Source organism: Amycolatopsis sp. NBRC 101858 (genome assembly GCF_030269325.1).
GTDB classification, from domain to species: Bacteria; Actinomycetota; Actinomycetes; order Mycobacteriales; family Pseudonocardiaceae; genus Amycolatopsis; species Amycolatopsis ponsaeliensis.
The window spans coordinates 564,185-585,547 of sequence record NZ_BSTD01000008.1; the positions used below are offsets into that span (position 1 = coordinate 564,185).

The 21,363-nt window shown below is 71.8% G+C and carries 22 protein-coding genes; 11 read left to right on the top strand and 11 right to left on the bottom strand.

From position 1 onward, the window contains the following. Positions 1-44: 44 nt before the first annotated feature. Positions 45-398, top strand: coding sequence for an arsenate reductase family protein (locus QSK39_RS49820; protein ID WP_285484854.1), 354 nt, complete (start codon positions 45-47; stop codon positions 396-398). Here QSK39_RS49820 and QSK39_RS49825 read toward each other — a convergent pair. Further along, a complete protein-coding gene (locus QSK39_RS49825; RefSeq protein ID WP_285484855.1) occupies positions 395-1,606 on the bottom strand; it encodes a threonine synthase in 1,212 nt (403 codons plus the stop codon). The genes QSK39_RS49820 and QSK39_RS49825 overlap by 4 nt on opposite strands. Positions 1,607-1,617: 11 nt before the next feature. Next, positions 1,618-2,109, bottom strand: coding sequence for an EXPERA domain-containing protein (locus tag QSK39_RS49830; RefSeq protein WP_285484856.1), 492 nt, complete (start codon positions 2,107-2,109; stop codon positions 1,618-1,620). A 30-nt stretch (positions 2,110-2,139) separates the two neighbouring features. On the opposite strand from QSK39_RS49830, the gene QSK39_RS49835 reads away from it, so the two are divergent. Then, positions 2,140-2,919, top strand: coding sequence for a DUF1295 domain-containing protein (locus QSK39_RS49835; protein WP_285484857.1), 780 nt, complete (start codon positions 2,140-2,142; stop codon positions 2,917-2,919). Beyond that, positions 2,916-3,728, top strand: coding sequence for a carbon-nitrogen hydrolase family protein (locus QSK39_RS49840; protein ID WP_285484858.1), 813 nt, complete (start codon positions 2,916-2,918; stop codon positions 3,726-3,728). Before QSK39_RS49835 ends, QSK39_RS49840 begins: the two co-directional genes overlap by 4 nt. Positions 3,729-3,745: 17 nt before the next feature. On the opposite strand, the gene QSK39_RS49845 is transcribed toward QSK39_RS49840, so the two are convergent. The 4 genes from QSK39_RS49845 to QSK39_RS49860 all read right to left on the bottom strand — a co-directional run bounded on the left by QSK39_RS49845 (position 3,746) and on the right by QSK39_RS49860 (position 7,258). Then, the gene (locus tag QSK39_RS49845; protein ID WP_285484859.1) at positions 3,746-4,492 is read right to left on the bottom strand and encodes an SDR family NAD(P)-dependent oxidoreductase; all 747 of its coding nucleotides are present in this window, start codon (positions 4,490-4,492) and stop codon (positions 3,746-3,748) included. 125 nt (positions 4,493-4,617) lie between these two features. Further along, on the bottom strand, positions 4,618-5,064 hold the full coding sequence (locus QSK39_RS49850) for a hypothetical protein (protein WP_285484860.1): 447 nt from the start codon (positions 5,062-5,064) through the stop codon (positions 4,618-4,620). Positions 5,065-5,096: 32 nt separating this feature from the next. After that, positions 5,097-5,996 carry a LysR family transcriptional regulator gene (locus QSK39_RS49855; RefSeq protein WP_285484980.1) on the bottom strand — a complete coding sequence of 300 codons (900 nt, stop codon included), beginning with the start codon at positions 5,994-5,996 and terminating at the stop codon, positions 5,097-5,099. Beyond that, positions 5,996-7,258 carry a cytochrome P450 gene (locus tag QSK39_RS49860; RefSeq protein ID WP_285484861.1) on the bottom strand — a complete coding sequence of 421 codons (1,263 nt, stop codon included), beginning with the start codon at positions 7,256-7,258 and terminating at the stop codon, positions 5,996-5,998. Before QSK39_RS49860 ends, QSK39_RS49855 begins: the two co-directional genes overlap by 1 nt. Positions 7,259-7,304: 46 nt before the next feature. Between QSK39_RS49860 and QSK39_RS49865 the strand changes: the two genes are divergently transcribed. Next, positions 7,305-8,033, top strand: a complete 729-nt coding sequence (locus QSK39_RS49865) for an alpha/beta fold hydrolase (RefSeq protein WP_285484862.1) — start codon at positions 7,305-7,307, stop codon at positions 8,031-8,033. Between the two features lie 241 nt (positions 8,034-8,274). After that, positions 8,275-11,502, top strand: a complete 3,228-nt coding sequence (locus tag QSK39_RS49870) for a tetratricopeptide repeat protein (protein WP_285484863.1) — start codon at positions 8,275-8,277, stop codon at positions 11,500-11,502. Here the strand turns inward: QSK39_RS49870 and QSK39_RS49875 are convergent. Together QSK39_RS49875 and QSK39_RS49880 are read right to left on the bottom strand one after the other, a co-directional pair. Next, positions 11,439-11,663, bottom strand: coding sequence for a hypothetical protein (locus QSK39_RS49875; RefSeq protein WP_285484864.1), 225 nt, complete (start codon positions 11,661-11,663; stop codon positions 11,439-11,441). The two genes, QSK39_RS49870 and QSK39_RS49875, sit on opposite strands and share 64 nt — an antisense overlap. Further along, a complete protein-coding gene (locus tag QSK39_RS49880) occupies positions 11,660-12,457 on the bottom strand; it encodes an L-histidine N(alpha)-methyltransferase (protein ID WP_285484865.1) in 798 nt (265 codons plus the stop codon). The genes QSK39_RS49875 and QSK39_RS49880 overlap by 4 nt, the downstream gene beginning before the upstream one ends. A 28-nt stretch (positions 12,458-12,485) precedes the next feature. Between QSK39_RS49880 and pdxR the strand changes: the two genes are divergently transcribed. Together pdxR and QSK39_RS49890 are read left to right on the top strand one after the other, a co-directional pair. Then, positions 12,486-13,967, top strand: a complete 1,482-nt coding sequence (gene pdxR, locus QSK39_RS49885; RefSeq protein ID WP_285484866.1) for a MocR-like pyridoxine biosynthesis transcription factor PdxR — start codon at positions 12,486-12,488, stop codon at positions 13,965-13,967. Positions 13,968-14,061: 94 nt separating this feature from the next. Further along, positions 14,062-15,831, top strand: coding sequence for an MFS transporter (locus tag QSK39_RS49890; protein WP_285484867.1), 1,770 nt, complete (start codon positions 14,062-14,064; stop codon positions 15,829-15,831). Between the two features lie 52 nt (positions 15,832-15,883). Here QSK39_RS49890 and QSK39_RS49895 read toward each other — a convergent pair whose 3' ends face one another. Next, entirely contained in the window at positions 15,884-16,042 is a 159-nt protein-coding gene (locus QSK39_RS49895; RefSeq protein ID WP_285484868.1) for a hypothetical protein, read from the bottom strand. 95 nt (positions 16,043-16,137) lie between these two features. Here QSK39_RS49895 and QSK39_RS49900 point away from each other — a divergent pair, with 95 nt between their 5' ends. Then, positions 16,138-16,530, top strand: coding sequence for a hypothetical protein (locus tag QSK39_RS49900; RefSeq protein ID WP_285484869.1), 393 nt, complete (start codon positions 16,138-16,140; stop codon positions 16,528-16,530). Between the two features lies 1 nt (position 16,531). Here the strand turns inward: QSK39_RS49900 and QSK39_RS49905 are convergent, their stop codons facing one another. Further along, positions 16,532-17,194 (bottom strand): peptidylprolyl isomerase, encoded by a 663-nt coding sequence (locus tag QSK39_RS49905; RefSeq protein WP_285484870.1) that lies wholly within the window; start codon positions 17,192-17,194, stop codon positions 16,532-16,534. Between the two features lie 25 nt (positions 17,195-17,219). Then, the gene (locus QSK39_RS49910; protein WP_285484871.1) at positions 17,220-17,474 is read right to left on the bottom strand and encodes a DUF2631 domain-containing protein; all 255 of its coding nucleotides are present in this window, start codon (positions 17,472-17,474) and stop codon (positions 17,220-17,222) included. Positions 17,475-17,660: 186 nt separating this feature from the next. On the opposite strand from QSK39_RS49910, the gene dxr reads away from it, so the two are divergent. The 3 genes from dxr (at position 17,661) to ispG (ending at position 21,348) form a co-directional block, all read left to right on the top strand. Beyond that, positions 17,661-18,863, top strand: a complete 1,203-nt coding sequence (dxr, locus tag QSK39_RS49915; protein WP_285484872.1) for a 1-deoxy-D-xylulose-5-phosphate reductoisomerase — start codon at positions 17,661-17,663, stop codon at positions 18,861-18,863. A 3-nt stretch (positions 18,864-18,866) separates the two neighbouring features. Further along, entirely contained in the window at positions 18,867-20,078 is a 1,212-nt protein-coding gene (locus QSK39_RS49920) for a M50 family metallopeptidase (RefSeq protein ID WP_285484873.1), read from the top strand. A gap of 118 nt (positions 20,079-20,196) precedes the next feature. Continuing rightward, positions 20,197-21,348, top strand: a complete 1,152-nt coding sequence (gene ispG / locus QSK39_RS49925; protein ID WP_285484874.1) for a flavodoxin-dependent (E)-4-hydroxy-3-methylbut-2-enyl-diphosphate synthase — start codon at positions 20,197-20,199, stop codon at positions 21,346-21,348. The last annotated feature ends 15 nt before the right edge of the window (positions 21,349-21,363 follow it).

Here is a 21,363-nt window from a genome sequence, read left to right on the forward strand (position 1 = left end):
GTAACAGAACACGTGCTCCAAAACCAGGGCGGTAAGCTGCCGCCGTGGAGATCTGGGTCAACCCGGCGTGTGCGAAGTGCCGGTCCGCCGTGTCGCTGTTGGACGAAGCCGGCGCGCAGTACACCGTGCGCCGCTACCTCGACGACCCGCCGACCGCCAAGGAGCTGAAAGCCGTCCTCAAGCGGCTCGGCCTGGAGCCGTGGGACATCACGCGCACCGCGGAGCCGATCGCGAAGGAGCTCGGCCTCAAGACGTGGGGCCGCACCCCGGCCGACCGCGCGCGCTGGATCGACGCCCTGGCCGCGAATCCGAAGCTGATCCAGCGGCCCATCATCACCGCCGACGACGGCACGACCGTCGTCGCCCGCGACCCCGAAACGGTCCGCTCGGTCCTTTAAGGAATGCGCCCGTCCTTCGCGAGCAGGGGGACGTCGAGGGGCACCGTCTCCGGGTACTTGATCCCGGCGCCGGTGTTGAGCACGACGACGTCCTCGTCGCCGGAAAGCCACCCCGACTCGCGCAGGTGCCGCAGTGCGGCGAAGCACGCCCCGCCTTCGGGGCAGACGAAAGTGCCCTCGCGCTCGGTGAGTTCCCGTTGCGCGGCAAGCAGTTCCTCGTCGGTGACGGCCGCCGCGGTGCCGCCGGTCGCGTACACCGCGTCGAGCACCAGAAAATCACCGAGGGCCTTGGGCACGGTGATGCCGAAGGCGACGGTCCGCGCGTCCGGGAACGGCACGCTCTCGCGGTCGCCACGCGAGAACGCTTCGACGATCGGCGCGCACCCGGTCGCCTGCACCGCCACCAACCGGGGCAGCGGCCCGGAAACCCAGCCGAGTTCCCGCATTTCCAGCAACGCCTTGTAGATCCCGATGATCCCGACCCCGCCGCCGGTGGGGTAGAGGATGACGTCGGGCAGCCGCCAGCCGAACTGCTCGGCGATCTCGTACCCCATCGTCTTCTTGCCCTCGATGCGGTACGGCTCCTTCAACGTCGAGACGTCCTGCACCCCGGGACGCCGCGGAACCGCCGCCGCGACGAGCTTGCCCGCGTCACCGATGAGACCGTCCACCCGGTACAGCTCGGCGCCGGCGGCAACGCACTCGCGCATGGTGATCGCCGGGGCGTCGTCCGGCATCGCGATCAGGCTCGACAGGCCCGCCCGCGCCGCGTACAGCGCCCAGGCCGCGCCCGCGTTGCCGTTCGTCGGCATCGCGATCCCGCCCACGCCCAGCTCGGCCGCCCGCGAGACGCCGACCGCGGCGCCCCGCGCCTTGAACGTGCCGGTCGGGACCAGGCCTTCGTCCTTCATCCACAGCCGCGAGAGCCCCAGCTCACGGCCGTAGCGCGGCAGCCGCAGCAACGGCGTCATGCCCTCGCCCAGGCTCACGACGTGCTCGGCCGAGCGCACCGGCAGCACCTCGTGGTAACGCCACAGCGTCGGCTCGCGCCCCGCGATCTCCTTCGGCGTCACGGCTTCGCGGACGCCATCGAGGTCGTAGCGCGCCAGCAGCGGCGCTCCCGACGGCGAGAGGCCTTGGACGGCGTCGGCGTCGAGGCGCTCGCCGGTCCGGGAGCAGTCGAGGTGGCTGAGGAACGAGTACGGCACGGCGCCTCCGGTCAGAAACGGCGGGTGAACGGCAGTGGCTTGCGCATCCGGACCAGCAGCAGGAGCGGCACCAGGACGTACGGCAGGTTGAAGGCCAGGAACTTCGCCGGGTTGCCGGTGCGCATCGCCGGGTCGCCGAAGAACTCGACGCCGAACACGACGACCCCGGTCAGCGTGACGATCATCGTCGCGTAGATCACCGACGGCAGCTGGATCCAGTTCCGGCCGGAGAGCAGCGCGAAGACGAGCACGACGTAGAACGGCATGTAGACGAACGCCGAGAGCCCGGTGACGATCCGCATCCAGTCCGGTGGGTGCATGAACAGCGCGTCGGCGTCGTGGGCGTACCAGTAGTTCGAGTTCACGAAGAAGTTGTCCGACGGCTTCGAGAAGTCGACGCCGACGGTCGGCAGCAGGTCGCTGATCAGCGACGTCACCGTGAAGGCCGAGAACAGCACCGCGAAGAAGACGTCGATCTTCCGGTCCCGCAGCGGCAGGTTCATGAGATCGATCCTAGGTCCTATTGTGGGCGGATGGACGCGCTGCGGGTCTGCCTGTACGTCTTCGCCGGGGTGACGCTCGGCACCTGGGTGATGTCGGTGCTGACCAGGGAGTACTCCTGGGTCGACCGGATCTGGTCGATCGTCCCGGTCGCGTACCTGGCGATCTTCGCCGGCGCGGCGGGGTTCGCCGACGCGCGCCTCGACGTGATGTTCGCGCTGGTCACCCTGTGGGGGATCCGGCTGACGTTCAACTTCGCCCGGAAGGGTGGTTACGCCCGCGGCGGCGAAGACTACCGGTGGGCGGTGCTGCGCGAGCGGATGGCGCCGTGGCAGTTCCAGGTGTTCAACTTCTTCTTCATCTCGCTCTACCAGAACGCGATCCTGCTGCTGATCACGCTGCCCGCGTACACGGCGCTGGAGCACCAGGGCTCGTTCGGCGTGGCGGACGTCGTCGTCGCGGTGGTCTTCGCCGCGTTCCTGGCCGGGGAGACGGTCGCGGACCAGCAGCAGTGGGTGTTCCACCGGGAGAAGCACGCGGGCCGCGCATCGACGCGGTTCCTCCAGGACGGCCTGTTCCGCTACTCGCGGCACCCGAACTTCTTCTTCGAGCAGGCGCAGTGGTGGGTGATCGCGGTGTTCGGCGTCGTCGCCGCGGGTCTGCAGTGGACGGTGGTGGGCGCGGTGCTGCTCACGCTGCTGTTCGTCGGGTCGACGAAGTTCACCGAGAGCATCACCAAGTCGCGCTACCCGGAGTACGCGGACTACCAGCGCCGGACGTCGCCGGTCGTGCCGTGGCCGGTCCGCGGATGACGGTCGTCGCCGCTCTCCAGGTCGGGACGGGCGTCTCCCTCGAGCGGATCCTGGAGTTCGAAGACGAGATCCGCGGTGCCGCGCTGGTGGTGCTGCCCGAAGCCGTGCTCGGCGGGTACCCGGGCCGGCAGCCGTTCCCCGAGTACTTCCGCGCGGCGATCTCCGTGCCGGGACCCGAGACGAGGGCACTGGCCGGCCTCGCCGCGCGCACGGGTGCGAGCCTGGTCGTCGGCGTCATCGAGCGGGACGGCTCCACGTTGTACAGCACGGCCGTGTTCCTCGACCCCTCGCTGGGGCTGGTCGCCAAGCACCGCAAGCTGGTCCCGACCGAGCGCGAACGGCTCTTCTGGGGCCGCGGCGACGGTTCGACGCTCCCGGCGATCCCGACGGCGGCGGGCCTGGCGGGCGCGGCGATCTGCTGGGAGAACCACATGCCGCTGCTGCGCGCGGCGATGTACGCGAAGGGCATCGAGATCTGGTGCGCCCCGACGGCGGACGACCGCGACGTCTGGCAGGCATCGATGCGCCACATCGCCGACGAGGGCCGGTGTTTCGTGATCTCGGCCTGCCCGTACGAGACTTCCGGCGAGGATCCGTTCCGCGGCGGCAGCGTGATCGTCGGCCCCCTGGGCGACGTGCTGGCGGGCCCGCTCCGTGACGGCGAAGGCCTGATCACGGCGACCATAGACCTGGAGGAGATCGTGACGGCCCGCAAGAGCCTCGACGTCTCGGGGCACTACGCGCGGCCGGACGTCTTCGCGCTGACGGTGGACGAGCGGCCCCAGGACGGCGTCACCTTCCTGCGGTGACGCCGTCCCGACGGGACTCAGACCGCCAACCGGCCGCCGTCCACCGGGAGGATCGCTCCCTGGACGAAGCTCGACTCCGCCGTCACCAGGAACGCGATCGCCGCCGCGATCTCCTCGGGTGCCGCGACTCGGCCGGCCGGGCCCGCCGATGCCAGCTCGTCCAGGCCGTCGCCGAACACCGCTGTTCCCTCGGTGCGGGTCGGGCCGGGGCTGACCGCGTTGACGCGCACGCCGGACGGGCCGAACTCCGCCGCCCACGCCTTGGTCATCAGCTCGACCGCCGCCTTCGACGAGCCGTAGAGCGCCATGCCCGCCATGCCCCGCGCCGCCACCATCGTCGACACGTTGACGATCGCGCCGTGGCCGCGGGCGGCCATCTCCGGCGCCAGTTCGGCGGTGAGGAAGTACGGCACCTTCACGTTCGTCTCGTAGACGCGGTCGAAGTCGGCTTCGTCCGTGTCCGAAGTGGACCCGGTCGGGAAGATCCCGGCGTTGTTCACCAGCACGTCGACGTGCCCGCCCACTTCCCGGGCGCGGGCGGCCAACGCGCGTGCCGACGCCGCGTCCGTCAGGTCGGCCGCGACGAAGTCGGCCTTCCCGCCCGCTTCCCGGATCCGCGAGACGACCTCCGCGCCGCGCGCCGCATCCCGGCCGGACAGCACGACGTGGGCCCCGAGCCCGGCCAGCGCGACCGCCGTCGCCCGCCCGATCCCGCTGGTTCCGCCGGTCACGAGCGCCGTGGTCCCGGACAGTCCTTCAGTCATCACTCAACTCCTCGCGGCCGGGGTGTTTCCCCGGTCACCGGGTTCAAGGAGGAGCACCGGGCAGGACTTCCGGATGAGCGTTCGGCGCTGCTTATGCCCGCGATTCGCCGCGCCGATGGGCGGCGCTACCAGGCGGAACTGCCTGCCACCGCCTCCTTGAGCGCGGCCAGGAACCGGTCTCGGCAGACGATGTTCTCCGGATTCCAGATCGGTGTGACGAAGTGCGCGGAGATGCTGAACTCCAGCTTCCTCTCCTTGCCGGCGCTGTCCCACCGCGCCAGCAGGGCGCAGCGCCGGGTTGCCGTGACCGCGATGATGGTGTCCAGGCCGATGTCGATCTGCGCGGTCAGGGGCATCACCAGGGCGTTCAGCAGCCGTTGCGGGTGAAAGTTCCAGTCGTGCAGTTTCGCACTGTGCTTCGCTGCTCGGTTGGACAGCTGCAGGCCGGACCTCCCGATGAGCGGCAGGAACACCAGCCGCCGGTCGGTGAGCATCAGCGTGCCGCCCATTGTGGGGACGGCTCCGAGCATCCGGCCGCCGTACTGGGTCGTCACCACGGTCTCTTCGGACATCATCGCTTCCTTCCGCCGTTGCCGGAAAGTGGCTACGGCGACCGCGGAGATACGTCTTCCAGCGCCGCGACGAACTCCGCGACGTCCCGGCGGTGCGACGTCGCCGGCCAGACGGCCCACGTCCGCCGGACGATCGGGTTCCCGGCCAGCGGCAGCCACCGGACCGTGTCCGGCATCGGGTACGGCCACTCGGGCGGGGCGAAGGCGTACGCGCCGCCCGCGCTGACCGCCGGGATCTTGAGCTCGACGATCAGCCGCTGCTCCTCGGGCACCTCCGGCCCGACGTCGAGGCCGTGGCTGCGCAGCGTCGCCGCCAGCTCGTCGTACCAGGCCGGGCTGCCCGCGCGGGCGAAGGCGAACCACTCCAGCCCCGCGAGGCTCTCCAGCCGGACCGGGGAGCCCAGCTTCTCCGCGAGGTCCGCCGCGAGCAGGACACCCACGTTCTCCGCGACGACGAGCTGCGCGTCGAGGTCCGGCCCGGCCGGGCGTTCGCGCACCAGGCCGACGTCCAGCTCGTCCGCCCGCAGCGCCGCCACCTGGGCCACCGACGACAGGTGGCGGGCCTGCACCCGGGTGTCCGGGCAGGCCTCCGCCAGCCGCGCGAGCGCCGCGGGCAGCAGCTCCGGCGGCAGCTCCAGGGGGACGCCGACGCGCAGCACGCCACCGCCGGTCTTCGTGTGCCGGGCCATGGCGGCGACGGCTTGGTCGTGGCGGGCCAGCACCGCGCGGGCTTCGCCCAGCAGCGTCGTCCCGGCCTCGGTCGCCTGGACGCCGGTGCTGGTGCGGACCAGCAGCTGGACGCCGAGACGGCGTTCGAGCGCGGTGATCGTCTGGGACAGCGCCGGCTGGCTCACGTGCAGCTGCCGCGCCGCCTTCGACATCGCGCCCGCCTCGACGACCGCGACGAACGCCCGCAGCTCGCGGATCTCCATCACCGCGCCCAGCGGATCGGCAGCGACTTCAGGCCGTTCTGGAAGGTCGAGCGCAGCCGCACCGGCTCACCGGCGAGCTCCACGAAGCCCAGCAGGTCCAGCACCGCGTCGAACATCGCCCGCAGCTGCACCCGGGCCAGGTGCGAGCCCAGGCAGAAGTGCGGGCCGTGGCCGAAGGTGAGGTGGTCGTTGGGTGTGCGGCCGATGTCGAACGCGTCCGGATCGGCGAACACCGAAGGGTCGCGATTGGCCGAAGAGAACCACACCACCACCTTCTCGCCCGCGCGGATGTCCACATCGGACAGAGAGACGTCGGCGGTCGCTGTCCGCCGGAAGTTCATCACCGGCGTCCACCATCTCAACATCTCCTCGACCGCGGACGGCAGCAGCGAACGGTCGGCCAGCAGCCGTCGGTACTCCGCGGGGTGCGAGAGCAGCGCCAGCATCCCGCCGGGTAGGCCGTTGCGCAGGGTTTCGTTGCCCGCCACGGAAAACAGCCAGAAGAGGTTCTCGAACTCGGCGAGCGAGACGCGCCCGCCGTCGTCGCCGACGTGCCGCATCAGGTTGCTCATGACGTCGTCGCCCGGGTGCTCGCGCTTGTACTCGCCGAGCGCGTTCGCGTACGCGTAGAGGTCCGGCATGCCGGCGCGCGTGCGCGGGTCCGGCATCGACCCGTCCGGGCCGGGCGACGGGCGGACGGCGAGCGCGGCCCGCGCCAGCTCGCTCACCGACGAGGGGTCGACGGTGGCGCTGACCGCGTACTCGGCGTCCTGGTAGCCGATGACCCGGTTGCTCCAGTCGTACATCAGCCGCCGGTCCCGCTCCGGCACGCCGAACACCGCGGCCAGCGTCAGCAGCGGCAGGTCGGCGGCCAGCGCCGCGAAGTCGCACGAACCCCGCTCGGCGACGCTCGCGACGAGGTCCCGCGCCGACGCTTCGATCCGCTCGGTCAGCTTCGCGATCGCGCGGGGCGTGAACGCCCGTGTCAGCAGCCCGCGCAGCCGGCCGTGCTCCGGCGGGTCCATGTTGAGCATCATCCGGCGCACGTAGGCGAGGTCCGAAGGAGTCGCGGGGTCGCGGATCTGCGTCCCGCCGAGCTGCGAGGAGAACAACCCGGGATCGCGCAGGACGCGCCGCACGTCGGCGTGCCGCAGCACGGCCCAGAAGTCGTCGACGCGCACCACCGGCGACGCCTGCCGAAGCCGCGCCAGCTCGTCGTACGGGACGCCCTCCACATAGGTGTCCGGATCGGTGATCCCCACGAGCCGACCCTAGCCGCGCCCACCGACAATTTGGCAGGCTGCTCCGATGGACACGCTGAACATGCGCACCGGCGGCGAGGGCGAACCGGCCATCCTGTTCCTGCACGGCCTCGGCGCGACGGGCGCGGTCTGGGCCCATCTGACCGAACTGGTGCCCCGGCGCGTCCTGGTCCCCGACCTGCCCGGCCACGGCCCGTCCGCGCCGCTGCCGCACTACAGCTTCGGCACGCTCGCCACGGCCGTCGCGCGGGCGCTCCCCGACAACGGCCCGCTGGTCGTCGCCGGGCACTCGCTCGGCGGGGTGCTCGCGCTGGAGCTCGCGTCCGGGAAGTACGACGTCGAGGTCGAAGGCGTGCTGGCGCTGGGCGTGAAGGTCGAGTGGACCCAGGACGACCTGGGTCGGGCGGCGAGTTTCGCGGCGCGGCCGCCCCGGGTGTTCGAGACGCAGCCCGAAGCCGACCAGGCGTACCTGAAGGTGTCCGGGCTGCTCGGCATCGCGCCCGCGGACCCGGCCGGGCTTCGCGAGACCGAGGGAGGTTGGCGTCTCGCGATGGACCCGGCCGCGTTCGGCGTCGGCGCGCCGGACATGCCGGCGCTGCTCGCCGCGGCGCGGTGCCCGGTCGTGCTGGCGGCGGGCGAGAACGACCCGATGAGCCGCCCGGAGCAGCTGCGCGCGCTGGACCCGGACGCGGTCACCCTCGCCGGCCTCGGGCACAACGCCCATGTCGAGGATCCAGCCGCCGTACGCGCCCTGTTGGAGCGCTTCGGCGTCTGAAGGCTCGGGTGCAGCCGTCGTACCCCATGCGACGGCTGCTCCGAACCCCTCGCCACCACCGGACCCGGAAAGCCTAGGAAACCGCGGTGGACTTGGGCCTGTACCCGGCGGCACCGCCGTCGTCACGGTCGGTACCTGCGGAAACGGTTATCTTCGCCGTTCGGTGGTACAGGTGGAGCGGCACGATCGGAATCCTGGAGGGGTACGTTCCGCTGCGGGGGCACGCGGGGAGAGGACGCCTGTGGACGAAGGCCTGCCGTTCGCCGGATGGCTGCGGGACCGGCGCGTGCTCGCCGGCCTCACCCAGGCCCAGCTGGCCGAGCGCGCCGGGGTGAGCCTGCGCGCGGTGCGCAACGCCGAGCTCGGCAACGTCCGCCGGCCTCGGCCGGAGACGGAACGCCGGCTGCGGGAAGCGCTTGCCGAAGCACCGCCCGAGCGGGTGCGGATCGGCGTCCTGGGCCCGCTCACCGTGTGGCGCGGGGACTGCCCGGTCGAGATCGGCGCCGAGAAGCAGCGCCTGCTGCTCGCGATGCTGGCGTTGCAGCCGAACCGCACGGTCCGGCGCGAGGACCTCGTCGACGTCATCTGGGACGAGTCGCCGCCGTCGGGCCTGGAGCTGCTCCACACCTACGTCGCGCGGCTGCGGCGGGCGCTGCGGCCCGCCGACCCCATCGCCACCGACAAGGGCGGCTACCGGCTGACCGCCGACGTCGAGGACCTCGACCTCCTGCGGTTCGAGGCGTTGCTGGCCGAGGACGCCCACCGCGAGGCCCTGGAGCTCTGGCGCGGGCCGGCGCTGGCCGATGTCGGACGGCTCCGGCAGCACCCCGCCCGGCTGGCACTGGCGATGAAGCGCGCGAAGGCGGTGATGGCGTTCACCGAGGCCGCGGACCCCGAGGACGCGGCGATCCAGCTGCGCGTGCTCACCGCCGAGGAGCCGCTGAACGAGTCCGCGCACGCTCGGCTGATGCAGGTGCTCGCCGCGTCCGGGCGGCAGGCCGCCGCGCTGGCGGTGTTCGAGGAGATCCGGCTGCGGCTGGACGCCGAGCTGGGCATCGAACCCGGCGCCGAGCTGCGCGCGGCCCAGCGGCAGGTGCTGCGCCAGGACTTCGCCGCCCCGGAACCGCCGGCCCGCGTCCCCGCCCAGCTGCCCGCGGACGTCGCCGGCTTCCGCGGCCGCACCGGCCAGCTGGCCGAGCTCGACGCCCTCCGGGAAGGCGGCGGCACCGGCGCGCGCATCGCCGTCCTGTCCGGCACCGGCGGGGTCGGGAAGACGGCGCTGGCCGTCCACTGGGCCCAACGGTCCCTCGCCGAGTTCCCGGACGGCCAGCTCTACCTGGACCTGCACGGCTACGGCACGGTCCGGCCGGTCGAGCCGGGTGACGCGCTGTCCGGGTTCCTGCGCGCCCTCGGCGTCGACGGCGCGGACATCCCCGCCGAGCCGGAGGAGCGCGCCGCGAAGTTCCGCACCGCGCTCACCGGCCGCCGGATGGTGCTGCTGCTGGACAACGCCGGCTCGGTCGGGCAGGTCCGCCCGCTGCTGCCCGGCTCGGCGTCGTGCCTGGTCCTGGTGACCAGCCGGGACGCGCTGCCGGGGCTGGTCGCGCGGCACGGCGCCCGCCGCGTGCTCGTCGACCTGCTGACCGAGGCCGAAGCCCTCGACCTGCTGCGGACGCTGCTCGGCGCCCGCGTCGACGACGAGCCGGACGCCGCCGAGGCGCTGATCGGCTACTCCGCCCGGCTGCCGCTGGCCCTGCGGCTGGTCGCGGAGCTGGCGCTGAGCCGGCCGGGGGAGCGGCTCGACGCCCTCGCCGAGGAACTCGCCGACGAACGGCGCCGGCTCGACCTGCTCGACGGCGGCGGCGACCCGCTGACCGCGGTCCGGGCCGTCTTCTCGTGGTCCTACCGGCACCTGACGGCCGACGCCGCGCGCGTGTTCCGGCTCTGCGGCCTGCACCCGGGCCGCGACCTGACCCCGGCCGCGATCGCCGCGCTCGCCGGCGTCACCCTGCCGGAGGCGGAACGGCTGACGGCCACGCTGGTCCGCGCCCACCTCGCGCAGGAGACCGGCGACGACCGCGTCCAGCAGCACGACCTGCTGCGCGTCTACGCCGCCGAGCTCGCCGCGCGGAACGAGACCGAGAGCCACGCCGCGCAGGAGCGGCTGTTCGACTTCTACGTCCGGTCGGCCGCGCAGGCCATGGACGTCGTCCTGCCGCAGGAACGCCACCTGCGCCACGACGTGCCCGACCCGGACGTCAAGGTGCTCGACGCGCCGGCGTGGCTGGAGGCCGAGCGCCGCAACCTCCTGGCCGTCGCGGCGCACGCGACGCGGCACGGGTGGGCCGAGCACCTGCGGCTGCTGTCCGGGATCCTCTGGCACTACCTCGACGTCGGCGGCTACCACGAGGAATCGCTGGTGCTGCACTCGCACGCGTCGGCGCTGGCCCACGACGCCGGCGACCGGGTGGCGGAGGCCGAGCCGCTCATCCTGATCGCGCTCGGCCACTGGCGCGTCGGCCGCTCCCGGGAGGCGCGGCGGTACCTGGAGGAGGCGCTCGTCCTCGCTCGCGAGACCGGCGACCAGCGCACCGAGATCCACGCGGTCAACACCCTCGGCCTGGTCTGCCGGGCGCTGGGCCGGTTCGCCGAAGCGATCACGTACTCGACCGAAGCCCTGTCCCTGACCCGCAAGGCCGGCGACCGCACCAGCGAAGGCCTCGTCCTGGTGGTGCTCGGCTGCTCCTGCCGCGGCATCGGCCGTTACGGCGAAGCGATCGGCTACCTCGAGGAGGCGCACGCGCTGGCCCGCGACACCGCCGACCGCACGAGCGAGGGCTACGCGCTGGTCAACATGGGCGATTCGCTGTCGGCGCTGGGCCGCCACGACGAGGCGGTCCGTGCGCTGGAGGAGGGGCTGGAGCACTTACGCGCCATGGGCGTGTGGGTCAGCGAGGGGTACGCGCTCGGCATCCTCGGCGACGTCGAGCACGCGCGCGGCCGCTACCCGGAGGCCGCGGCCCACCTCGAGCGGGCCCTCGAAATCGCGCAGGAGACCGGCAGCCCGACCAACCGCAGTGTCGCGCTGAAGCACCTCGGCGACGTCCGGCTGGCGCAGGGCCGGGAAACCGAAGCGGCCCAGCACCTCGAAGAGGCACTGGGCCTGGCCCGCGAATGCGGCGACCGGGGCGTGGAGTCCCGGGTGCTCAACAGCCTCGGTGCGCTGGCGGCGGCCCGGGGCGCGTCTTCGGACGCGCTCGGCTACCACCGCGAAGCGCTTGCCGTGGCGAAGGAAACGGGCTGCCGTCCCGAGCAGGGGCGTGCCCACTGCGGGCTCGGTGAAGTCCACAGTGGACTCGGTGACCCGGGGACGGCGCGCGAACACTGGGAACGCGCGCTGGCCTGTTACGCCGGGGAGTGCGTGCCCGGCGCGACCCGGGTCGAAGACCACCTGGCGGCCTTGGCGTAGTGGCGTTCGTCGGCGACGAGGTCGCTTTCGAGGCGCTGGACGTCCCGGTCGAAGACCTCGGTGCTGCCGGCCAGCCGGTTGCGCGGGTACGGACGGCGGCGGTACGCGTGGTCGAGCGCCCAGGCGAGCACGACAACTGCAGCGAGAACGGCGATGATCATGACGCTCCTCCCGGAGTGCTAACGGCTGTTGCTTTGAAGAACGTGTAATGGAAGGTCCCGTATTCCCTGGTGGTGCGGTAAAGGTCGGCGATCCCGCGGGCCCAGCCGGCCTCGTCGATGAGCCCCCTCGCGACGGCGGTCTCGCCGACGCCCTCGACCATCGCGGTGAAGGTGTCCCGGGTGAAGCCGGTGACGAGGTCCGGCCGTGACGCGTCCGCGTAGACCGTCCGCGGTTCGACGTGGACGTCTTCGAAACCGGCGTCGGCGAGCAGCGGGTGGAGGCGCCGGCCGAGGAGCCCGTCGCCGCCGGCGTCGGCCTGCAGGCGCACCAGGCAGTCGATCGCGGCCTGGGCGTGGTCGCTGCGCGGGTGGAAGAACGCCGAGCCGTGGTCGCCCTCGATGACGGTGATCGTCCCGCCCGGCCGCAGCAGGGTTTTCAGGTGTGCCAACGCTTTCTCCGGCTCCGGCAGGTGTTCGAGCACGAAGCAGACGAAGAGGTGGTCCCATTCGCCGTCGAGCGCGAAGAGGTCGGCCCGGCGGAACTCGACGCCCCCGACTCGCTGCCTGGCTTGGTCCAGGGAGTCTTCGGAGACGTCGACCGCGGTCAGGTGCGCGTCCGGGCTGCGGGCCACGAGGTGGACGGTCTGGGCGCCGATGCCGCAGCCGACCTCCAGCACGCGGCTCCCGGCGGGGTAGGCCGTCCCGGCGTGCAGCAGCGCGGCCAGGACGTCGGCCTGGTCGCCGAGGCGGCGGGCCTCGGGTTCGGTGTATCCGTGCACGTAGCTGGTGTCCATCCGACCAGCGTGCTGCGACAATGGCTCGATGGACAGAGCCAAAACCCCGCGCTCGGAGGGGTCCATAGGATCGGACTTCCTCCAGCTCGACGTCCGCGAGGCGCCGGCGGGCGGGCTCGCGGACTGGCTCGCGGGGCAGCTGCGCGCGGCCGTCGCCGACGGCAGGCTCCCGGTCGGCGGCCGCTTGCCCGCGTCCCGGGTCCTGGCCGCCGAGCTGCGCGTGTCCCGCGGGGTCGTCACCGAGGCCTACCAGCGCCTGATCGACGACGGCCACGCGGCGGGCCGCGGCCGGGCCGGCACGGTGGTGGTGGCCGCGCCCGTGCTCGCGCCCGAACCCGCGCGCGTCCGGCCGCCGTCGAAGGTGATCACGCCGATGCCGGGCGTCGAGGTCTTCGACGCGGTCCGCGCGGCCCCGGCCCGCATCGACCTGACGCCGGGCGTCCCGGACCTGACGGCGTTCCCGCGCGCGGCGTGGCTGCGGGCCGAACGGGCGGTGCTGGACGAGCTGGAGCCGTCCCACTTCGGCTACGGCGACCCCCGCGGCGCGCCGGCGATGCGGCTGCAGGTGTCGCGCTGGCTGGCGCGCAGCCGCGGCATCCGGGTGGACCCCGGCGAGATCATCGTGGTGGCCGGCGTCGCGCAGGCGTTGACGCTGGTGGGGGAGGTGCTGCGGCAGCACGGCGTCGACGGGATCGCGGTCGAGGACCCGAGCTCGCTGGGCGCACGGCAGCACCTGCACCACTGCGGCCTGGTGACCCCGCCGGTCCCGGTGGACGACGACGGCCTGCGCGTCGCCGAACTGCGTGCCCCGGCCGTGCTGGTGACGCCGGCCCACCAGTTCCCGATGGGCGTGGTCCTGGGCGGCGAGCGCCGCCGCGACCTGCTGCGCTGGGCGGCCGAGGGCGGGATCGTTGTGGAGGACGACTACGACGCCGAGCACCGCTACGACCGCGCACCGGTGCCCGCGGTCCGGGCGATGCTGCCGGAAGTGCTGTACACGGGCAGCGTGTCGAAGCTGCTGGCGCCCGCGCTGCGCGTCGGCTGGCTGGTGGCGCCCGCGCGGTTCCGCGACGACCTCGTGGCGGCGAAGCGGTTCGCGGACCTGGGCAACCCGGTGCTGGCGCAGCTGGTCCTGGCCCGGCTGATGGAGACGGGCGAGCTGGAGCGGCAGCTGAGGGTGGTCCGGGCCCGCCACCGCCGTCGCCGTGACGCGATGATCCGTGCTCTGGCGGCTTCCCTGCCCACCGCGGTGGTCCACGGTGCGGCGGCAGGGCTGCATTTGACGATCACGTTCGACTCCGAGGTCGACGACGTCGCACTGGCGGCGGCCGCGCTGGCGGAGGGGGTGAAGGTCCAGCCGCTGTCATGGCACCGGCAGCTCCCGGGGCGGCCGGGGCTGGTCCTGGGGTACGCGGCGCGGACGGCGACGGAGATCGCCGAGGGGGTCGCGGTCCTGGGAAAGCTCACGGGTTCAGTAAAGGATCCACAAAGGACAGTCAAGCAGGTGTGATCATGCTCTCCCAGGCGATTCCGGAACTTGGTTGCCATACGCAAGCAACTTGCTTAGCCTAGCTAAGGGACTTTGCGAGCAGAAGGGTTGCACAGTGGCGGAACGCCGGACGTATTCGATCGCGGAACTGGGGCCGCGGTACAAGTGGATCGCGCTGTCCAACACGACGCTGGGCATGCTGATCGCCACGATCAACTCCTCGATCGTGCTGATCGCGCTGCCCGACATCTTCAAGGGCATCGGCATCAACCCCCTCGAGCCCGCCAACACCAGCTACCTGCTGTGGATGATCATGGGCTTCCTCGTGGTCACCGCGGTGCTGGTGGTGAGCTTCGGGCGGCTCGGCGACATGTACGGCCGGGCGAGGATGTACAACCTCGGCTTCGCCGTCTTCACCGTTTCCTCCATCATGCTGGCCGTCACCTGGTTCGGCGGTGACGCGGCCGCGTTGTGGCTGATCGGCTGGCGGATCGTGCAGGGCGTCGGCGGCGCCTTCCTGATGGCCAACTCCTCGGCGATCCTCACCGACGCCTTCCCGGCCAACCAGCGCGGCCTCGCGCTCGGCATGAACGGCGTCGCGGCCATCGCGGGCTCGTTCCTCGGCCTGGTCGTCGGCGGCGTGCTCGCCCCGGTCGACTGGAACCTGATCTTCCTGGTGTCGGTGCCCTTCGGCGTGATCGGCACGATCTGGGCGTACCTCAAGCTGCACGACACCGGCGTCCGCAAGCACGCGCGGATGGACTGGTGGGGCAACATCACCTTCGCCGTCGGCCTGATCGCGGTGCTGGTCGGCATCACCTACGGCATCCAGCCGCACGGCACGTCGCAGACCGGCTGGACCAGCCCGATGGTGCTCTCGTGCCTGATCGGCGGCGTCGCGGTGCTCGTCGCGTTCGTGGTCATCGAGACGAAGGTCGACAACCCGCTGTTCCGGTTGTCGCTGTTCAAGATCCGCTCGTTCACGTGGGGCAACATCGCCAACCTGACGGCGTCGCTCGGCCGCGGTGGGCTGCAGTTCATCCTGATCATCTGGCTGCAGGGCATCTGGCTGCCGCAGCACGGCTACACGTTCGAGCAGACGCCGTTGTGGGCGGGCATCTACATGCTCCCGATGACGGTCGGCTTCCTCCTGGCCGCCCCGACGTCGGGCATCCTCGCCGACCGGATCGGCAGCCGCCTGCTCGCTTCCAGCGGCCTGTTCATCACGGCGATCACGTTCCTGCTGCTGATCATCCTGCCGGTGAACTTCGACTACTGGGCATTCGCGGCGATCCTGCTGATCAACGGGATCGGCATGGGCATGTTCTCCTCGCCCAACCGCGCCGAGGTGATGAACAGCCTCCCGGCGGATTCGCGCGGCTCCGGCGCGGGCATGATGACGACGTTCCAGAACGCGGCGATGGTCCTGTCGATCGGCTTCTTCTTCAGCCTGATCATCTCGGGCCTGTCGAGCAGCCTCCCGTCGACGATGCACGACGGCCTGATCGCCCACGGCGTCCCCGAAGCGGCGGCCACGCAGGTGGCGAACCTGCCGGCGGTGGCGGTGCTGTTCGCGGCGTTCCTGGGGTACAACCCGATCCAGCAGCTCCTGGGCGGCCAGCTGACGTCCTTGCCGCCAGACCAGGCGTCGTTCCTGACGGGCCGCAGCTTCTTCCCGAACCTGATCTCGGGCCCGTTCCAGTCGGGTCTGGCGGTGGCGTTCGGCTTCGCGATCGCGGTGTGCTTGATCGGCGCGGTGGCATCGCTGCTGACGAAGGACGCCCGCCCGAAGAGCGGCGAGTCGGTGGGCGAGGAGCTGGCAGCGGTGGCCGGCGAGTCCGGCGGCGGGCCGAGCGAGCTGGTGTCGCCCGCAAGCGAACGCTGACGACCGGGTCCGGAGCCGGGTGCCGCCTGCGCGGTACCCGGCTTCTCCGTCGTCAGGCCGTGACGAGCGCGGGTTCGGCGACCTCGGCCGCCGGCTCCGTCTTCGTCTTCTCGGCCCGGCGCCGCGTGATGATCCGGCGCCCGACGTCGATCATCGGGACCTCGGCCCAGCGGTACAGCAGGTCGGCGGCCGGCAGCCCGACGATCGTCACGGCGACCGCGGTGAGCGTGCGGTGCGGGGCGAGCGAGCGGCCCGCCGCCGGCGACCAGCGAGGGCACCAGCAGCGCCGCGAGCAGGATGTAGATCGTGCCGGTGATCGAGCCGCCTTCGTCGCTCAGCAGCTCGGCGATTTCGGCGAACATGGTCTGGACCGCGACCAGCGCGGCGGCGACCACCAGCCCGGCGGCGGGATGCGTGAACACCCGCAGCGCGGCGAAGCCCTTGCGGTGGTGCAGCACGATCGCCAGCGCCGACGCCGAACGCGAGCAGCGGCCAGACGAGGTAGAACTTCTGCTCGACACCGAGCGTCCAGGCCTGGCCGAAGAGGGGCATCTGGTGGAACTCGCCGACGAAGGCGACGACCACGCCGGGTGGCCAAGTCGGGGTGACGTTTGGGACGTTCGGGCCCGTAGCGTGCCTGATCGTGGCGAAGTCCGTGCCCGCCGAGGCCGCGCGGGCGTAGGCCGTCGGTCGGCTTGACCTACCGGCCGACGGACGCGCGCTGGATCTTCACGGGGTGCGCCGGGGCGCCGTCCAGCGGTCCGTTCGGGTCGGTCGGGATGATGCCGTCGGCCACCATGTGGTCCAGCGCCTCCATGCCGCGCACCACGCGGCCCAACACCGAATAGTTGGCCGGGATGTTCGCGAACGAGTGCACGATGAAGAACTCCGACCCGTTCGTCCCGGGCCCCTGGTTCCCCATCGCCACGGTCCCGCGCGGGTAGGTCTCGGCCCCGGTGACCTCATCGGGGAACTTGTACCCCGGTCCGCCCTTCTCGACCTCGTAGATGTCCCCGCACTGGAGGACACCGAGCCGGGAAGAGTTCGAAAGCCGCCAGCACTGCGACCGGTCGTAGAACCGCTGCAGGATGAGCGAAACCATGTTGTGGACCGCGCAGGGCGCCGCCCCGGCGCGGTCGAGCCGCACCGTCACCGGGCCGTAGTTGAAGCGGAACGTCACGTCGACCGTCCCGCGCGTCAGCGCGAACGGCAGCGGGCGCACCACGGGCCGGGCGGCCGGGTTGTCCGGCGTCGGCGTGAAGGAGCAGCGGACCACCGGTGCGGACGCGGCCGAAGCCGAAACCGGCGCCACCAGCAACGCACCCAAGACACCGACGAGAGCCAGACCCCAGCGCAGCTTCATGCCGGGGACGTTAGCGAATGACGAACTACTTGCGCCAGGCCGTGCGCTGCTTGCGGATGTCGAGCACCAGCAGCAGGACCAGGAACAGCGCCAGGCCGACGAGCCAGACGTTCTCGGTGTTGTTCTCGTGGTTGCCCTTGATCATCACGAGCAGGATGACCGCGCTGACCCAGCCGGCGATGCGGGTGGCCTTCGGAAACGAGCCGTGCCAGCCCCAGGCCGCGGACGGCTCGTCGCGGGGGTCGACCTCGGGCCGCTTCTCGACCGCCTTGCCTGCCACGATGAACTCCTCAAGACCCATGAACCACGTACCCGCCGATGATCCCACACCTCCGGGTGCGCCGCGGAGACGCCCCGCGTGGTGGTGGCCACTCGTGAGGGCCTCGGAGCGCGCCCGGTGCGGCAGCCCCGCGCGAGGGAACCTCCGGGTGCGCCGCGGAGACGCCCCGCGCGACAATGACCCGCGATGACTACCTCGCGAAGCGTTCTCGTGCTCGGCTCCACCGGGTCCATCGGCGTGCAGGCCCTGGACGTCGCGGCGCGCAACCCGCACCTCTTCCGGGTGGCCGGCATCGCCGCCGGCGGTGCCGATCCGGCCGCGCTCGCCGCGCAGGCGCTCGCCCACGGGGTCGAGGCCGTCGCCGTGACCAAGGCCACGGCCGCCGAAGACGTGCAGCTCGCGCTCTACGCCGAAGCGCAGAAGCGGGGCTACGACCAGGGCGACTTCAAGCTCCCGCGGCTCTTCGCGGGCTCGGACGCCGTCACCGAGCTCATCGACGCCGTCCCGGTCGACACCGTCCTCAACGCCCTCCCGGGTTCCCGCGGCCTCGAGCCGACGCTCAAAGCGCTCGCCACCGGCGCCACCCTCGCGCTCGCGAACAAGGAGTCGCTCATCGCCGGCGGGCCGCTCGTGCTCGCCGCCGCGAAGCCGGGGCAGCTGGTACCCGTCGACTCCGAGCACTCCGCCATCGCGCAGGCCCTGCGTGCCGGGCGCCGGAGCGAGGTCGCCCGGCTCGTCCTCACCGCATCGGGCGGTCCCTTCCGCGGCCGCAAGCGCGCCGAACTGGCCGATGTCACCGTCGAGCAGGCGATGGCGCACCCGACCTGGTCGATGGGCCCGCTGATCACCATCAACTCGGCCACGCTGGTCAACAAGGGCCTGGAGCTGATCGAGGCGGCGCTGCTGTTCGACATCGCGCCGGAAAAGATCGACGTCACCGTGCACCCGCAGTCGATCGTGCACTCGATGGTGACCTTCACCGACGGCTCGACGATCGCCCAGGCCAGCCCGCCCGACATGCGGCTGCCGATCGCGCTCGCCCTGCACTGGCCCGACCGGGTTCCCGACGCCGCCCCGGCCTGCACCTGGGACAAGGCCGCGACCTGGACTTTCGAGCCACTGGACGACGACGCCTTCCCGGCCGTCGAGCTCGCCCGCCACTGCGGCACCGCGGGCGGCTGCCTGCCCGCCGTCTACAACGCGGCGAACGAGGAGCTGGTCGCTGCTTTCCTGAAGCAGAACACCCGCTTCACGTCGATAGTGGACACTGTTTCCGAGGTGGTGGGAGCCGCCGACGAGTGGCGTCGCGAACCGCGCGACGTCGACGACGTTCTCGCCGCCGAGCGCTGGGCTCGCGCGCGGGCCGGTTCGATCATCGAGGGGAAGTAGCGGGTGTCCTACATCATCGGTGTGGTGCTCTTCGCACTGGGGATCTGCGTCTCCGTCGCACTGCACGAGGCCGGCCACATGGTCACCGCGAAGGCCTTCGGCATGAAGGTCCGCCGGTACTTCGTGGGCTTCGGGCCCACGGTGTTCTCCTGGCGCCGCGGGGAGACCGAGTACGGCCTGAAGTGGATCCCGCTCGGCGGCTTCTGCGACATCGCCGGCATGACCGCGCTCGACGAGGTCACGCCGGACGAGGCGCCGCGTGCGATGTGGCGGTTCAAGACCTGGAAGCGCACCGTCGTCATGAGCGCCGGGTCGGTCACGCACTTCATCCTCGGCTTCGTGGTGCTGTACCTGATGGCCGTGACGATGGGGCTGCCGAACCTGGCCCCCGCCACGACCGAGCCGGTGCTGGCCGCGACCTCCTGCGCCCGCTCGACCACCACCGAGGCCGAGGCCCAGGACAGCTCCTGCCCGCCGGGCGCGCCGACCCCGGCGAAGACGGCCGGCCTGCAGGTCGGCGACAAGGTGCTCTCGGTCGGCGGCAAGCCGGTCGCGACCTGGGACGAGATGCTCGCCGCCGTGCAGGCCACCAGCGGCCCGACGGCCTTCCAGGTGCTGCGCGAGGGTAAGACGCTGAACCTCACCGTCGACGTGCCGAAGGTGAAGCGCTGGACCAGCGCCGGGGTGAAGGAAGTCGGCATGATCGGCGCGTCGGCGCAGCCACCCGCGCTGACCACGCAGTACGGCCCGGTCGCCGCGGTCGGCGCCACGTTCAGCTTCACCGGCACGATGTTCTCCGAGACGGCCCAGCGGCTCGTCGAGTTCCCGGAGCGCATCCCCGCCGTCGTCACCGCGATCTTCGGCGGCGAGCGCGACCCGAACACCCCGGTCAGCGTCGTCGGCGCGAGCCGGATCGGCGGCGAGGCCGTCGAGCGCGGCATCTGGGTGCTGTTCTTCTTCCTGCTGGCCAGCCTGAACTTCTTCATCGGCGTGTTCAACCTGCTGCCGCTGCTGCCGCTCGACGGCGGGCACATCGCGGTGGTCTGGTACGAGCGCGTCCGCGACTGGATCCGGGCCCGGCGCGGCAAGGTCGCCGGCGGGCCCGTCGACTACACCAAGCTGTCCGGGATCACGATGGTGCTGGTGCTCATCGGCGGCGCGGTGACCCTACTCACGGTGACGGCGGACATCGTCAACCCGATTCGTCTGCAGTAGTGCCCCGCCTCGGAGGGGTTCCGGCCCCTCCTGGGCGGGCCATACAGGGCGTAATGCTGCTCACCGTGACGGTTGACATGGTGAAGGTGGCCCGGTCGGGGTAGGTACGCTGGAGGCCGTGACCGTCGCACTCGGTATGCCCGCCCTGCCCCCGCCCGTCCTCTCCGAGCGCCGCAAGACCCGCCAGCTCCAGGTGGGCTCGGTCGGCGTCGGCAGCGACTCCCCGATCTCCGTGCAGTCGATGACGACGACGCTCACCTCCGACGTCAACGCGACCCTGCAGCAGATCGCCGAGCTGACCGCCGCGGGCTGCGACATCGTCCGCGTCGCCTGCCCGTCGGCCGACGACGCCGAGGCGCTGCCCGCGATCGCGAAGAAGTCGCAGATCCCGGTGATCGCCGACATCCACTTCCAGCCGAAGTACGTCTTCGCCGCGATCGAGGCCGGCTGCGCCGCGGTCCGCGTGAACCCGGGCAACATCCGGAAGTTCGACGACCAGGTCAAGGAGATCGCGCAGGCCGCGAAGGACCACGGCACGCCGATCCGGATCGGCGTCAACGCGGGTTCGCTCGACAAGCGGATCATGGACAAGTACGGCAAGGCGACGCCCGAAGCGCTGGCCGAGTCGGCGCTGTGGGAGGCGTCGCTGTTCGCCGAGCACGACTTCCACGACATCAAGATCTCGGTGAAGCACAACGACCCGGTGGTCATGGTGCGCGCGTACGAGCTGCTCGCCGAGCAGTGCGACTACCCCCTGCACCTGGGCGTCACCGAGGCGGGCCCGGCGTTCCAGGGCACCATCAAGTCGGCCGTCGCGTTCGGCGCGCTGCTGCGGCAGGGCATCGGCGACACGATCCGCGTGTCGCTGTCCGCGCCGCCGGTCGAAGAGGTCAAGGTCGGCATCCAGATCCTGCAGTCGCTGAACCTCAAGCAGCGCAAGCTGGAGATCGTTTCGTGCCCGTCGTGCGGGCGCGCGCAGGTCGACGTCTACACGCTCGCCGAGCAGGTCACGGCCGGGCTCGAGGGCATGGAGATCCCGCTGCGCGTGGCCGTCATGGGCTGCGTCGTGAACGGCCCGGGCGAGGCTCGCGAGGCCGACCTCGGGGTCGCTTCCGGCAACGGCAAGGGCCAGATCTTCGTCAAGGGCGAGGTCATCAAGACCGTGCCCGAGCACGCGATCGTCGAGACGCTCATCGAAGAGGCCATGCGCATCGCCGAAGAGGCCGGGGAGTCCCTCGGCCAGGGCGAGCCGGTCGTCACCGCTGGCTGAGCTGCTATCGGGGGT

Excerpts from the sequence above, each read along its gene's own strand:
- QSK39_RS49865 (WP_285484862.1), top strand. The coding sequence starts at position 7,305 with ATGGACACGCTGAACATGCGCACCGGCGGCGAGGGCGAACCGGCCATC.
- pdxR (WP_285484866.1), top strand. The coding sequence starts at position 12,486 with ATGGACAGAGCCAAAACCCCGCGCTCGGAGGGGTCCATAGGATCGGAC.
- QSK39_RS49840 (WP_285484858.1), top strand. The coding sequence starts at position 2,916 with ATGACGGTCGTCGCCGCTCTCCAGGTCGGGACGGGCGTCTCCCTCGAG.
- QSK39_RS49835 (WP_285484857.1), top strand. The coding sequence starts at position 2,140 with ATGGACGCGCTGCGGGTCTGCCTGTACGTCTTCGCCGGGGTGACGCTC.
- QSK39_RS49845 (WP_285484859.1), bottom strand. The coding sequence starts at position 4,492 with ATGACTGAAGGACTGTCCGGGACCACGGCGCTCGTGACCGGCGGAACC.
- QSK39_RS49850 (WP_285484860.1), bottom strand. The coding sequence starts at position 5,064 with ATGTCCGAAGAGACCGTGGTGACGACCCAGTACGGCGGCCGGATGCTC.
- QSK39_RS49880 (WP_285484865.1), bottom strand. The coding sequence starts at position 12,457 with ATGGACACCAGCTACGTGCACGGATACACCGAACCCGAGGCCCGCCGC.
- QSK39_RS49855 (WP_285484980.1), bottom strand. The coding sequence starts at position 5,996 with ATGGAGATCCGCGAGCTGCGGGCGTTCGTCGCGGTCGTCGAGGCGGGC.
- QSK39_RS49830 (WP_285484856.1), bottom strand. The coding sequence starts at position 2,109 with ATGAACCTGCCGCTGCGGGACCGGAAGATCGACGTCTTCTTCGCGGTG.
- dxr (WP_285484872.1), top strand. The coding sequence starts at position 17,661 with ATGACTACCTCGCGAAGCGTTCTCGTGCTCGGCTCCACCGGGTCCATC.
- QSK39_RS49875 (WP_285484864.1), bottom strand. The coding sequence starts at position 11,663 with ATGATCATCGCCGTTCTCGCTGCAGTTGTCGTGCTCGCCTGGGCGCTC.
- QSK39_RS49905 (WP_285484870.1), bottom strand. The coding sequence starts at position 17,194 with ATGAAGCTGCGCTGGGGTCTGGCTCTCGTCGGTGTCTTGGGTGCGTTG.